Here is a 12,365-nt window from a genome sequence, read left to right on the forward strand (position 1 = left end):
GAGTTGAGCACCGGCAGTCTAAATACTCCCAACGGCTTTGGTAATAAACATTGCCCGAAGAAAACGATCAGTCGGTCCGTCATGATGAGTCGTGCGGGGTTGCCCACCTGCCGGTTTCATCGTCTGTGCGTACGTAGACACAGTGATGTGGCACCTGTGCCAGGCCGCTCGAAATTGGCCGAAATTTCCCGGCGACGGGTAACCCGCGAGCCTCCTGGGGCTGTTCGAGGAAGAGAGTGGGACCGGGCCACCAATTCGTTCGATGTGGCCGGAAAATGCGTTGCACGACGCACGTCCCGCACTCGTTCGCGACGCCCCGACGGGGTTTCTGGCTGCGGTCGGTGCCGTCACTCGCCATTACGTAGCGGCCACGGCACCGGTCGCGCCCGGTCCGCCCCGCATCCGCGGGGCATACTCGGCGCATGATGATCACGGGAACCACCGGGCGCCCCAAGGCGATCCGAAGACGTGGGGCCACAACCTGCGCCGCGATCGGCGTCGCCCTTCTGCTGCTCAGCGGCTGCGGAGACGAGAAGGCGACCGACGCCGGCGCCATCGCCCCGCAGACCCCCTCCGCCTCCGCCTCGGCCATCCCGGCCGCCGACTGCCCCGCGGCGACCGCCGCCGCCACCGTCACGGCAGAGCCCGGATCGGGCGGAGACGCCAACCCCAAGTACGGCGAGAATCACGCCTTCCAGCGGCCCGTCGAACTGAAGGGCGCGGACCTGTGCGCGGCGGCCAGTGAACAGGAGCGGGTGCGGGGCGCGCTCACCCGGTTCGCCGGACACCGGGACGTCGGCGCGGACAGGGTCAGATCAGCCCTGGAGAAGCTCGGTTACCAGCCCTCCGAGATCACCGTGGCCGGATCCGATGCCCTGGTCACGTACATCGTCGACCTCACGCCCGTGTGCGTGGAGGGCTCCGTCGGCGATCTCCTCCGGGTGGAGACCCACGGCGTCTACATGGAAGGCACGGGCTGCGTGAAGCCCGAAGGCGGCCACTAGTCCGGCTGCCGCCCGCCTACGGCCTCTGTTTCGCATACGTCACGTAGTCCTCGGCCGCCGCCTCGAGCCCGATGTCGTGACCGTCGCGCTCGGACAGGTACCAGCGGTGCTCCAGCAGCTCGTGGTACAGCTCCGCCGGGTCGACGGGGGAGGGGAGACGGTCGCGGACCGCGCGGACCGTCGGCCGGAACACGTCACGGACCCAGCGGTGCGCCAGTACCTCCGGCCGGGCGTCCCGCACGTCGTCCTGCGTGGCCATCCAGCTCTCCAGGTCGTTCAGCAGCCGCCGCGCCTGGTTCTCCTCCGCGTCCAGGCCGGTGAGCCGCAGCAGCTGACGCTGGTGGTGCCCCGCGTCGACGACCTTCGGCACGAACGTCACCGTGTCGCCCTGCGGCGAGCGCGAGATCTGCATCTCGGCCACGTCGAAGCCCAGGTCGTTCAGCCGCCGGATCCGCCGCTCCATGTAGTGGTGCTTGCCCGGCGGATACACGGAGGTGCGGGTCAGCTCGCTCCACAGGTTCGCGTACCGCTGCCCGATCTCCGTACCGAACTCGATCGGGTCGATGGACGGATGCAGCGCGCCGGAGGCTTCCAGGTCGAGCATCTCGCCGCTGATGTTGACCCGGGCCAGATCGATGTCGTACTCCCGCTGCCCGTCGCTGAGCCGTGGATGGATCTCCCCGGTCTCCGCGTCCACCAGATACGCGGCGTACGCGCCCGCGTCCCGGCGGAACAGCGTGTTGGACAGCGAACAGTCGCCCCACGCGAAACCCGCCAGGTGCAGCCGTACGAGCAGCACGGCCAGCGCGTCCATCAGCCGATGCACCGTGGAGGGGCGCAGCGTCGTCTCGAACATCGAGCGGTACGGCTGCGAACCGCCCAGGTGCCGGGTGATCAGGACCGGTTCGAGCGGGGCGCCGTCCGCCGTCGTGCGGCCCGTGACCACGGCCAGCGGATCCACCGCCGGTATGCCCGTCCGGTCCAGGACGCGCAGCATCTCGTACTCGCGCAGCGCCGGCCGCTCGGCGAGCTCCTTCACGGCCACGACCGGAGCGGCTTGTCGAGCAGCAGGTGACAGCCCGCCGCGGCGGCCCGCTCCGCCAGCGGCGCCTGCACGTCCGGCGGCACCGCGAACGCGACCGCGTCGCAGGCCGCGAACAGCGCGTCCACGTCCGCGTACGCCGTCGTCCCGTGCGCGGCGGCCAGCTCCGAGGCCGCCTCCGGGCGCCGGCCCCAGACCCCGGCGAACCGCACCTGCGGATGGGCCTGGAGAACAGGGGCGTACGTGCGCCGAGCCCAGGGGCCGGTGCCGACGAGTCCGAAGCGCGGGGCGTCCGTGGTGAGCGTCATGGGCCGCAGTATCGCCCGGGAGCGCGGGCCCGCGCAGGCCCCGCGCGAGGGTCGTGAGTCGGGGCCGTGGGGCGGGGGTCGTGGGGCGGGGCCCGGCGGGTGTGACGGAGGTGGCAGGACCGGCGTGAGACAGGCGCAGACAGTCGGGCACTCGGTGGTGAATACTGATTCACCACCGGGTGAATGGCCATTCACCCCACGCGGGCGCCCACCGGAGCGCACCGGCCCGCGCCCGACGCCCCGAGCAGGAGACCCATGGACCCCGTGCCGATACCCGCGACGCCGCGCCCGCGCGAGCGGTTCACCGTCCCCGTCCTCGCCTTCGGCGGCATCCTCATGGCCGTCATGCAGACCGTCGTCGTCCCGCTGCTGCCCGACCTTCCCCGGCTCACCGGCGCCTCCCCGGCCGCCGTGTCCTGGATGGTCACCGCGACACTCCTGGCCGGCGCCGTGCTCACCCCGGTGCTCGGCCGGGCCGGCGACATGTACGGCAAGCGGCGCGTCCTGCTCGGCGCGCTCGCGCTCATGACCGCGGGCTCCGTGCTCTGCGCGCTGACCTCCGACATCCGCGTCCTCATCGCGGCCCGCGCCCTCCAGGGCGCCGCCGCGGCCGTCGTACCGCTGTCCATCAGCATCCTGCGCGACGAACTGCCGCCGCACCGCACCGGCTCCGCCGTCGCCCTGATGAGCTCCACGGTCGGCATCGGCGCGGGACTCGGACTGCCGCTCGCCGCGCTCGTCGTCCAGTACGCGAACTGGCACGTCATGTTCTGGGCGACCGCCGCGCTCGGCGCCCTCGGCCTCGCCGCGGCGTGGTGGGCGGTGCGGGAGTCGCCGGTCCGCTCACCGGGACGTTTCGACGCGCTCGGCACGACCGGGCTCGCCGCCGGACTCGTCTGTCTGCTGCTCGGGGTCTCGCAGGGCGGCCAGTGGGGCTGGGGCAGCGCGACGGTCCTCAGCCTCTTCGCGGGCGCCGTCGTGATCCTCGCCCTGTGGGCCCTGTGGCAGCTGCGCACGGACGAGCCGCTCGTCGACCTGCGGCTCGCGGTGGGCCGCCGCGTCGGACTCCCGCACGTGGCGGCCCTGTTCACCGGCTTCGCCTTCTACGCCAACTCGCTGGTGACCGCGCAGCTCGTGCAGGCCCCCGTGGCCACCGGCTACGGGCTCGGTCTGTCCATCGTCGCGACCGGCGTGTGCATGCTGCCCAGCGGCGTCATCATGCTCCTCTTCTCGCCGGTGTCCGCCCGGATCTCCACCCGCTGGGGCCCCCGCGTCACCCTCGCCGCCGGCGGCGTCGTCCTCGCCCTCGGCTACGGGATCCGCATCGTCGACAGCACCGACCTGTGGGTGATCCTCGTCGGCGCGGCCGTCGTCTCGACCGGCACGACCCTCGCCTACTCCGCCCTGCCCACCCTCATCCTGCGCGCCGTCCCCGCCGCCGCGACCGCCTCCGCCAACGGCGTCAACGTCCTGATGCGCACCATCGGACAGGCCGTCTCCAGCGCGGCCGTCGCCGCCGTCCTCGTCCACCACACCACCGACGTGGGCGGCCTCCCGGTCCCGACCCTGCACGGCTACCAACTGGCCTTCGCCATGGCCGGTAGCGTCGCCCTGGTGGCCACCGCCATCGCCCTGGCCGTCCCCGACGACCGCGCGGCGGGGACGGCCGGCACCCCCGTGGCGGCCCCCGTCGCCACCGCGAAAGGAGCGTGAGGCGATGGACGGCACGGACACGGCGCACCCGGGCGGAGCGCGACCCGCACCGGCCCGCCGGGACGCCGGGGCCAGCAAGGCGGAGATCGTGCGCGCCACGCGCTATCTGCTCGCCCGGCACGCTCAGAGCGACATCACCCTGAAGGCGATCGCGGACCGGGCCGGGGTCAGCCCGCCGCTGATCCTCAAGTACTTCGGCAACAAGGACGCGCTGCTCGCCCACACCATGGACTTCGAGACCGACGTCGACGCCCTCCTCGACGCGCCGCTCGAGGATCTCGGCCGGCACATGGTCCGCTCGGTGCTCACCAGCCAGGCGGGGAACGGCACCGACCCGATCCTGCGCATCGCCTTCGCCCCGCTCCACGGCGCGCAGGGCGAGATCCTGCGCGCCAACTTCCGCGCCCAGGTCACCGAACGCCTCGCCACCCGTCTGACCGGCCCCGACACGGGTCTGCGCGCCGAACTGGCCGTCGCCGCGCTGCTCGGCCTGGGCGTCGTCTACGGCCTGGCCCGCGGTCCGTACGTCCGCGCCTCGGAGATCGAGGACATCGTCCATCGCTACGGGCCCGCCGTCCAGGGGCAGTTGGACCGGCCCTAGGCGGATCATGGCGATGCACACGCATCCCGACACTGGAGGTTCCATGCCCAAGGGCTACTGGGTCAGCGTCTACCGCACCATTTCGGACCCGGAGAAGCTGGCCGCGTACGACAAGTTGGCCGGTCCGGCCGTCCGGGCGGGGGGCGGTCGGGTCCTCACCCGCGGAGGCCGGGTCCTCACGCATGACGGCGGAATCCCCGAGCGCGCCATCCTGATCGAGTTCGACAGCTTCGAGCAGGCCGTCGCGGCGCGCGAGAGCGCGGCCTACCAGGAGGCGTTGGCCGTCCTCGCGGACGCCGTCGAGCGCGACTTCCGCATCGTCGAAGGCATCGACTGACCGACCGGGCACGGAGCCGGTGCTCTGCCGACGGCAGAACACCGGCCCGACCGGACTCGACGATCACTACAGTCCAGGCTCATGACGACGGTGACCACACGCACGATCGAGTACGCGGCCGACGGCCTGACGATGATCGGGCACCTCGCGCTCCCGGCCGGCGCCGACCGCAGGCCCGCGGTCCTGGTCGGGCCCGAGGGGGTCGGGCTCAGCGACGTCGAGCGTCACCGTGCCGAAGCGTTCGCCGAGCTGGGGTACGTGGCGCTGGCCTTCGACCTCCACGGCGGGCGCTACCTGGGCGACCCCGAGGAGATGCTGGCCCGCTGCATGCCCCTGCTCGCCGACCCCGACCGGATGCGAGGCATCGGCCACGCGGCGCTCGACGTGCTCCGCGCCGAGCCACGTACCGACCCCGACCGGATCGCCGCCGTCGGCTACGGCACCGGCGGCGCCATCGCGCTGGAACTCGGGCGCGACGGCGTCGACCTGCGCGCGATCGCGACACTCAACGCACTGACCACGGGCCGGCCGGGCGAGGCGGCGCGCATCCACTGCCCGGTGTGGGCCGGGGTCGGGTCGGAGGACCCGATCATGCCGCCCGCACAACGGGACGCGTTCACCGCCGAGATGCAGGCCGCGGGCGTCGACTGGCGCCTCACGGTCTACGGTGGCGCCTTGCACGCCTTCCATCACCCGTCGGTCGACCACACCGTGCGCCCCGGGGTCGGCTACCACCCTCAGCACGCATGGCGAGCCTGGCGAGACGTCGTCGACCTGCTCGAAGAGTGCCTGCCCGTCACAGGGTTGACCTGACCGGCTCCCACGATCCCGGCCCACGAACGGCTCGGACCGGAACCCATCGGCCGACCGTCGGCCGCGGACTGAGGACCGCTGCCGTCGCCCGTCGTCGGTCGACCCCCGAACGCAGCTCGTCGCGCGCCGACCACCGGCCACCGCGTGTCGAGCGCCGGCCGCCACCCACCGGCCACCGCCCGCCGAGCGCAACCCACCGGCCGCCGCCCGCCGGCCGCCGAGCGCAGCCCGTTGAGCGTCGCGCGTCGGCCGCCGACCACCGGCCGCCGCACGCCGGCCCCTGGCCGCAGTCCTTCGAGCGCCTGCCACCGGCCGCCGCCCGCCGGCCGCCGAGCGCAGCCCGTTGAGCGTCGCGCGTCGGCCGCCGACCACCGGCCGCCGACCACCGGCCGCCGACCACCGGCCGCCGAGCGCCGCACGCCGGCCCCTGGCCGCAGTCCCTCGAGCGCCTGCCACCGGCCGCAGCCCGCCGAGCACAGCCCGCCAACCGCCGCTCGCCGAGCACAGCCCGCCAACCGCCGCTCGCCGAGCGCAGCCCGTTGAGCGTCGCGCGTCGGCCGCCGCTCGCCGCCCGCAGATCACCGGCCGCCGCTCGCCGCCCGCCGCCCCCGAACTCACTCGCAGCGCACGCTCACCGGCGTGAAGGCGATCACGGTCGTCGGGCCGTTCGCCCAGGCGACCCGCAGTGCGTCGTCCGCGTACGTCACCTCGGTCACGGCGTCCGCCGGCGCGACCTCGTCGGCCGATCCGCCCAGGGAGGCCAGGGCCGCGAAGACCCCGGTGCCCTCGACCGGCGCCCCGAGACGCGGCACCCGTACCCACGCCTCGTACGCCGTGCCCTCCGGAGCCCGGATCGCGTCGCGCTCCTCCCAGCCGTAAAGGCCGGTCAGCTCCGACGGGAGCGCGTCCGTGGCCCAACCGGTCAGGGTGACGCGCGCGTCGTGCGGAGCGCCCACGACCCGGTGTACGCGCAGCTCGTGCCGGCCCCGGGCCACGGTCACGCTCTCCACGCGCAACCCGGGCACCATCGGGGCGCCGGACGGGAACACCGGGCGGTGCCAGGACGCCGCCCAGCCCCAGCCGTCCCCGTGCCCCGCGCCGAGCGGCAGGATCCGGCGGCGGACACTGCGGGCCCCGCCGATCTCCACCGACAGGTGGTTGTCGGGGACGTTCGTGAGGGAGGTCGGGCCGGTGTGCGTGGAGTACGCGTGCCGGCTGTAGTGGGCGTCCTCCTGGGACGCGACCTCGCCCGCGTGCGGCGGGATCTGGTCGCTGCCGTGGTTGTGCAGCCGCACGATCCCGTCGGCGCCGGTCGACTGCACGAGCAGACCCGGCGCGGGCAGCGCGAGCACCCGGTCGGGACCCTCGCTCGGCGCCGCCTCCTCCGTCGCCGTCCACAACGGATGGTCCTGCGGCGCGAGCAGCGCCACGAACCCCTTCGACGCCCAGTACGGGGACGCGGGCCCCGAGTAGTTCTGCAGCGTGGCCGCGTGCGGTCCGTGCCAGCCGAGGCTCAGCAGGCCCCGGTCGGTGACGGCGCCGCGATCGAGGAAGTACCGCAGGCTTCCGCTCGCCAGCCGCCGCGACGTACCGGGGGAGAGTGGCGTGTGCCCCGTGAGCGCGCCCACGCCGACCGCCGCCGTCGCCGCGAACCGGTACGTCAGCGACCGCCCGAAGTGCACCGGGGCCCCGTCGGCCCCGAACAGCAGCGAGAAGCCCTCCAGGTGCTCCCGCAGCCGCGGCCCGAACCGTGCGAGGAGCTCCGCGTCTCCCGACAGATGGGCGTGCAGCATCGGATACAGGTGCAGCGCCCACCCGTTGTAGTGGTCGAAGGACCGCCCGTCCCCGTCCGCGTACCAGCCGTCGCCCCGGTACCAGGTCTCCATCAGGTCGAGCGCGCGCTCCCTCGCACGGGCGGTCACCGCGTCGCCGCGGCCCACCGCCTCCAGGAACGAGGCGACCGTGAACGGGAAGAGGTACCAGTTGTTCGGCGCGGGCGTGTGCGTGAGCGCCCCGCGCAGCCAGGTCTCCGTCCGGTCCCGCACCCCGTCGTCGAGCCGGTCCCACAGCCAGGTCCGGGTCAGCGTCAGACCGAGCGCGACCGACGCCGACTCCACCATCGGCTGGCCCTGCACGTGGTGGTCGAGGATCAGAGGCCAGGACTCGGCGTCGTCCCGGCCCGGTGTCGCGGTGCCCGCGGCGAGCCCTTCCGCGTACCGGTCGAGCCAGCCGTGCGGATCCTTGCCGTCGGCGCCCGCGACCCGGAACGCGGCCGCGAGGAACGTGCGCGCGTACCCCTCGAGACCGTCCGAACGGACCCCGGACACGGACGGCGCGCCCGGCAGGTCGAGCAGCGCCCCGCGCGGGGTCGCCCAGCGCCAGGCCGCGCCGAGCAGCCCGTCGGCGACGGCCTCCCAGTGCGCCCGGGTGTAGCCCGTGACCGGGCTCAGCTCCCGGTCCTCCTCCGGCAGTTCGAACGGGATCGTCATACGGGGAACGCCAGCCTCTCGCGTCGAACGGAAGGAACTCCCGCGTCACCCGGAAGGCAGGAAGACAGGAAGGCAGGGAGACGGGACGGTCGCCCGGGGTGCCGGAGAGCTCCGGCGCGCAGCATAACCAGGCGACGGCGCCGCAGGTCAGTCCCCTGACGACGCCGGTTCCGGAGGGACCCGGTCGAGCGCGATGCCGAAGTGCCGGGCGTACGCGTCGAGCACGGCGGCGTCGGACGGCAGCACCACCTCGCTGCGGCCCTCGCCCAAAGTGGTCTTGAGCGTGCGCCCGGTGAGCGTGATCCGGCCCTCCTCGGTGAGCAGGGAACAGACCAGGGAGCGGGTGAACCGGGAGGCCGGCGAGGTCCGGTGGTACCAGGCCCCCACCTCGAAGTCCGCCAGCGCCCGGGGCCGAAGGTCGAGCAGATACTGCGGCACCCCGTCGCAGCGCAGCAGCAGATCGCCCCCGGCGGCCTCCTCGACGCGGAAGACACCGCCCGGATCCGTCTGGTCCCCGCGCTCGTCGAACCGCAACGGGAAGTGGCTGAGCGCGCCGAACCCGACGTCGGCCAGCCAGTCCGTCCCCTCGGCGGTCCGGACCCGCAGAGCCAGGTGGTCGTAGGGGATGCCGAAGCCCCCGCCCTCGCGCGCCACCCGCGCCTGCAACAGCGTCACCTCGAAGCCGAGCGCGTCGAGCAGCGACGCGAACGCCCCGTTCAGTTCGTAGCAGAAGCCGCCGCGCCGCCGGTCGACGACCTTGGCGAACAGGGCCCCGGGATCGAGCGAGACGTCCTCGTCCAGATGCACCGACAGGTTCTCGAACGGCACCGTCCGCAGATGCGCGTACTGCAACGCGCGCAGGGCCTGCGCCGTGGGCGAGGCGGGGCGCTCGGCCCCGATGCGATGCAGGTAGGCGTCGGCGCGGCCCGGATCCAGCTGATCTTCCATACGGCCAGTGTCACCGACCTTCCGCCCGACGGGGGAGACCGACGCCGTCCGCGCTACGCGGACCCCGGTGCCGCGTCCAGACCGTAGATCCGCTCCAGCAGCCACGCCTCGTTGCCCGCGAGGCCCGCGCGCCGCAGGGCCTCGTCGGCCTCCGCGATCGGCACGGTGAGCACCGACGCCGTGTCCGGTGGCTCCGTGCCGCACAGCGCGGCCCGCGCCGTGTGTGTGAGGCGCAGTAACGCCTGCGCGGCCGCCCGCTCGTGATGTGTCGTCCGCTGCCCGAGGTTCGTCGTCCCGTTCATGCCCCCCACTCTTGCGCACGGCACTGACAATCCGGCTCCGGCGCAGGTCAGCGGCGCGTGAGGTGCAGGCGCAGGTCCTGCGGCATCAGCGTCAGCCGCTCCGCGATGCGCAGCCGGTAACCGGGCTCGGGCGCCAGGTCGTAGCGGCGCAGCAGCAGTCCGAGCACCAACGTCGCCTCGTGCAGCGCGAACTGACGACCGATGCAGGCCCGCGCCCCCGTGCCGAACGGCTTGAACACGTGCCCCGGACGCGCCCGGACCGCCTGCGGCGCGAACCGCTCCGGATCGAAGGCCTCCGGATTCTCGCCCCACGCCGCCGGATCGCGGTGCAGCATCGTCGTCAGGACCAGCGCCCACGCCCCGCGCCGCATCGGATGCGCCCCGCCGAGCGTGGTGTCCGTGACCGCCTCGCGCGCGAACGCGGGCGCCGTCGGCCACAGCCGCAGCGACTCGTCGAGCACCCGCCGCAGATACCGCAGCTTCGCCACCTGCTCGTACGCCGGCACGTCCACGTCGCCCCACACCCGGTCGACCTCGTCCCGCGCCTTCGCGAGGACCTCAGGGTTCTGCGCGAGATAGTGCAGTGCGAACGACAGGGCGCCCGACGTCGTCTCGTGCCCGGCGACCAGGAACGTGATCACCTGCCGCCGGATGTTCTCGGGCGTGAGCCGCTCACCGGTCTCCGGATGCGCCACCTCCAGCATCCGGTCCAGGAGATCGCCCGGACCGTCGCCGGACGCGCGGCGCGTCGCGATCACCTCGTCGACCGTACGGTTCAGATAGGCGCGGTCCGCCGCGTTGCGCCGCTCCGCGCCCCGCAGCAGCACCGAAAGGAGCGGCGGCACCACGTTGCGCCGCTGGGCGAACGACAGGGCGCCCACCATCGCCGAGATGAACGGGTGCGGGCCCTCCTTGTCGAAGTCCCGCTCGAACGAGCCGAAGTCGTACCCGAACCCGGTCCGCGCGATCGTCTCCAGGGTCAGCTTCGTCATGTCGACCGGCACGTCCACGCTGCGGCCCGCCGCCTCGCTCGCGTCCCACGCGCTCATCAGCCGACCCGCCACGTCGAGCATCAGCGGGTGGTACCCGGCCATCGCGTCCCGGCTGAACCCGGGGGCCAGCACGTCGTGCGCCAGCTGCCAGTTCGGCTCGTGGTTGTACGCCGTGAACAGGCCGTCGCCCGCCAGCGGCCGCAGATTGGCGACCCCGAGCCCGACGTGCTTGGCGAACCGGGACTCGTCCGCCAGCTCCGCCGCGAGATCGGCGCCCCAGACGAAGACGATCTCCTTGCCGAAGCCCTTGCGCCGGAAGATCGGGCCCAGCTCGGCCGCGATCCGCATCGAGTCCTGGATCGGCGTGCGGACGTTCGCCCCCACCACGTCACCTATCAGCGGCACCCGGCGCGACGGGTGCGGTATCCGGTCCAGGCGCGGCCACCCCTGCTCGGCACTGCGAAAGCCCCGCGGCAGCACACCGCCGGGCGCCTGAGTCACCTGCGCCATCGTGCCCATCTCCCTTGCGCCGACCGCCCGTTGAGCGGAACCGAGCACCTTGTTAGACGTGGATTCAATAATGCGCCACAGTCTGGGCCTGTTGTTGAACTCACGTCAAGTAATCGGGCGAAGCCGCAGTAGAGTGCCGTCCATGGCGACGGACCGAGGGGGAACGGGCACGTCGGGGGAGCGCACCACGCGCCGCCGGCTCAGCACCGAGGAGCGGCGCGAGCAACTGCTCGGCGTCGGAGCGCGGCTCTTCGCCCAGCACCCGTACGACGACGTGTGGATCGAGCAGGTCGCCGAGATCGCCGGCGTCTCGCGCGGGCTGCTCTACCACTACTTCCCGACGAAACGGGACTTCTTCGCGGCCGTCGTCCGGCGCGAGAGCGAGCGCATGCTGCGGCTGACCGCCGCCGTCCCCGGCGTCCCCGTCCTCGACCAGCTGGGCACCGGACTCGACACCTTCCTCGACTACGTCGCCACCCACGCCGAGGGCTTCCGCGCCTTCCATCGCGCCGAGGCCGCCGGGGACCCGACCGTGCGCGCCGTCTACCGGGAAGGCCTCGCCGCGCACGAGGCACAGATCAGGGCCGCCCTCGCCGCCGACCCGCAGCTCGCCGGCCGGCTGCCCGCGCCCGACACGCTCGGCATCGCCGTCCGCGGCTGGCTCGCGTTCCTCGTCGCCGTCTGCCTGGACTGGCTCGACCGGCCCGAACTGCCCCGCGCCCACGTGCGCGACCTGTGCGCGCGCACCCTGCTCGGGGCCATCGCCGCGGGCTGACCCGGCCCGCCGCTTCGCAGCCGGCGCGGCTTGTGAGGCCTCACATCCGCCTCGTACCGTGGGCGCATGCCAGGAACGCAGGGCCGCACGGCCGAGGACCCGCCCACCGAGCGGATCGCCGCCGACCTCGCGACCGCCGTGGGCCGGCTGGCCCGCCGCCTGCGCACCGCGTCGCCCGACAGCCTCCTCACCCCGACCCAGCGCACGGTCCTCGCCCGGCTCGCCATGGAAGGCCCCGCGACGACCGCCGCGCTCGCCCGCGCCGAGTACGTACGCCCCCAGTCCATGCGGCTCACCGTCGGCGCGCTGGAGGACCGCGGCCTCGTGTCCCGCGCGCCCGACCCGGAGGACGGACGCCAGTCGGTCGTCTCGGTGACCGAGGAGGGCCGCGCCGTCCTCGACGCGGTCCGCGCCGCCAAGCGCGACTGGCTCGCCGCGGCCGTGGACGCCGAACTCGACGCGGACGAGCGGCGCACCCTCGCCGAAGCGGTCACGCTGATGGAACGTCTCACGGGCACGTAGCGTCCGGCG

Annotated in this window: 11 protein-coding genes and 2 pseudogenes; 7 read left to right on the forward strand and 6 right to left on the reverse strand. The window is 73.6% G+C overall.

Features of this window, described 5'->3' with window-relative positions; genetic code table 11:
• Window positions 1-422 precede the first annotated feature (422 nt).
• Window positions 423-1,004, forward strand: a complete 582-nt coding sequence (locus ACIBTU_RS01185; protein WP_399123777.1) for a hypothetical protein — start codon at window positions 423-425, stop codon at window positions 1,002-1,004.
• A 16-nt stretch (window positions 1,005-1,020) separates the two neighbouring features.
• Here ACIBTU_RS01185 and ACIBTU_RS01190 read toward each other — a convergent pair.
• A pseudogene (locus ACIBTU_RS01190) lies at window positions 1,021-2,052 on the reverse strand (DUF4032 domain-containing protein); the annotation flags it as partial.
• 2 nt (window positions 2,053-2,054) lie between these two features.
• Window positions 2,055-2,354, reverse strand: a pseudogene (locus tag ACIBTU_RS01195) (Gfo/Idh/MocA family oxidoreductase); the annotation flags it as partial.
• Window positions 2,355-2,609: 255 nt separating this feature from the next.
• Between ACIBTU_RS01195 and ACIBTU_RS01200 the strand changes: the two are divergent.
• From ACIBTU_RS01200 to ACIBTU_RS01215, 4 genes are all read left to right on the forward strand, one after another.
• Window positions 2,610-4,067 carry an MFS transporter gene (locus ACIBTU_RS01200; protein ID WP_399123778.1) on the forward strand — a complete coding sequence of 486 codons (1,458 nt, stop codon included), beginning with the start codon at window positions 2,610-2,612 and terminating at the stop codon, window positions 4,065-4,067.
• A gap of 4 nt (window positions 4,068-4,071) precedes the next feature.
• Window positions 4,072-4,668, forward strand: a complete 597-nt coding sequence (locus ACIBTU_RS01205) for a TetR family transcriptional regulator (RefSeq protein ID WP_399123779.1) — start codon at window positions 4,072-4,074, stop codon at window positions 4,666-4,668.
• Between the two features lie 43 nt (window positions 4,669-4,711).
• Complete coding sequence (locus ACIBTU_RS01210; protein ID WP_399123780.1) at window positions 4,712-5,005, forward strand: DUF1330 domain-containing protein; 294 nt, start codon at window positions 4,712-4,714, stop codon at window positions 5,003-5,005.
• 81 nt (window positions 5,006-5,086) lie between these two features.
• Window positions 5,087-5,818 carry a dienelactone hydrolase family protein gene (locus ACIBTU_RS01215; RefSeq protein WP_399123781.1) on the forward strand — a complete coding sequence of 244 codons (732 nt, stop codon included), beginning with the start codon at window positions 5,087-5,089 and terminating at the stop codon, window positions 5,816-5,818.
• A 614-nt stretch (window positions 5,819-6,432) separates the two neighbouring features.
• Here ACIBTU_RS01215 and ACIBTU_RS01220 read toward each other — a convergent pair.
• From ACIBTU_RS01220 to ACIBTU_RS01235, 4 genes are all read right to left on the reverse strand, one after another.
• Complete coding sequence (locus ACIBTU_RS01220; protein ID WP_399123782.1) at window positions 6,433-8,307, reverse strand: DUF2264 domain-containing protein; 1,875 nt, start codon at window positions 8,305-8,307, stop codon at window positions 6,433-6,435.
• A 147-nt stretch (window positions 8,308-8,454) separates the two neighbouring features.
• Window positions 8,455-9,255, reverse strand: a complete 801-nt coding sequence (locus ACIBTU_RS01225; RefSeq protein ID WP_399123783.1) for an arylamine N-acetyltransferase — start codon at window positions 9,253-9,255, stop codon at window positions 8,455-8,457.
• A 53-nt stretch (window positions 9,256-9,308) separates the two neighbouring features.
• The gene (locus ACIBTU_RS01230; protein ID WP_188335264.1) at window positions 9,309-9,557 is read right to left on the reverse strand and encodes a hypothetical protein; all 249 of its coding nucleotides are present in this window, start codon (window positions 9,555-9,557) and stop codon (window positions 9,309-9,311) included.
• Window positions 9,558-9,604: 47 nt separating this feature from the next.
• Window positions 9,605-11,059, reverse strand: coding sequence for a cytochrome P450 (locus ACIBTU_RS01235; RefSeq protein ID WP_399123784.1), 1,455 nt, complete (start codon window positions 11,057-11,059; stop codon window positions 9,605-9,607).
• Between the two features lie 142 nt (window positions 11,060-11,201).
• Here ACIBTU_RS01235 and ACIBTU_RS01240 point away from each other — a divergent pair, with 142 nt between their 5' ends.
• Window positions 11,202-11,834 carry a TetR/AcrR family transcriptional regulator gene (locus ACIBTU_RS01240; protein ID WP_399123785.1) on the forward strand — a complete coding sequence of 211 codons (633 nt, stop codon included), beginning with the start codon at window positions 11,202-11,204 and terminating at the stop codon, window positions 11,832-11,834.
• A gap of 66 nt (window positions 11,835-11,900) precedes the next feature.
• Window positions 11,901-12,356 (forward strand): MarR family winged helix-turn-helix transcriptional regulator, encoded by a 456-nt coding sequence (locus ACIBTU_RS01245; protein WP_399123786.1) that lies wholly within the window; start codon window positions 11,901-11,903, stop codon window positions 12,354-12,356.
• Window positions 12,357-12,365 lie beyond the last annotated feature (9 nt).

Source organism: Streptomyces sp. NPDC050145, assembly GCF_044460245.1.
Lineage (GTDB): Bacteria > Actinomycetota > Actinomycetes > Streptomycetales > Streptomycetaceae > Streptomyces.

What these genes read in the sequence shown, in the direction of transcription:
- ACIBTU_RS01215 (WP_399123781.1), top strand. Translation starts at nt 5,087, where the DNA reads ATGACGACGGTGACCACACGCACGATCGAGTACGCGGCCGACGGCCTG.
- ACIBTU_RS01230 (WP_188335264.1), bottom strand. Translation starts at nt 9,557, where the DNA reads ATGAACGGGACGACGAACCTCGGGCAGCGGACGACACATCACGAGCGG.
- ACIBTU_RS01185 (WP_399123777.1), top strand. Translation starts at nt 423, where the DNA reads ATGATGATCACGGGAACCACCGGGCGCCCCAAGGCGATCCGAAGACGT.
- ACIBTU_RS01205 (WP_399123779.1), top strand. Translation starts at nt 4,072, where the DNA reads ATGGACGGCACGGACACGGCGCACCCGGGCGGAGCGCGACCCGCACCG.
- ACIBTU_RS01240 (WP_399123785.1), top strand. Translation starts at nt 11,202, where the DNA reads ATGGCGACGGACCGAGGGGGAACGGGCACGTCGGGGGAGCGCACCACG.
- ACIBTU_RS01200 (WP_399123778.1), top strand. Translation starts at nt 2,610, where the DNA reads ATGGACCCCGTGCCGATACCCGCGACGCCGCGCCCGCGCGAGCGGTTC.
- ACIBTU_RS01235 (WP_399123784.1), bottom strand. Translation starts at nt 11,059, where the DNA reads ATGGCGCAGGTGACTCAGGCGCCCGGCGGTGTGCTGCCGCGGGGCTTT.
- ACIBTU_RS01225 (WP_399123783.1), bottom strand. Translation starts at nt 9,255, where the DNA reads ATGGAAGATCAGCTGGATCCGGGCCGCGCCGACGCCTACCTGCATCGC.
- ACIBTU_RS01245 (WP_399123786.1), top strand. Translation starts at nt 11,901, where the DNA reads ATGCCAGGAACGCAGGGCCGCACGGCCGAGGACCCGCCCACCGAGCGG.
- ACIBTU_RS01220 (WP_399123782.1), bottom strand. Translation starts at nt 8,307, where the DNA reads ATGACGATCCCGTTCGAACTGCCGGAGGAGGACCGGGAGCTGAGCCCG.
- ACIBTU_RS01210 (WP_399123780.1), top strand. Translation starts at nt 4,712, where the DNA reads ATGCCCAAGGGCTACTGGGTCAGCGTCTACCGCACCATTTCGGACCCG.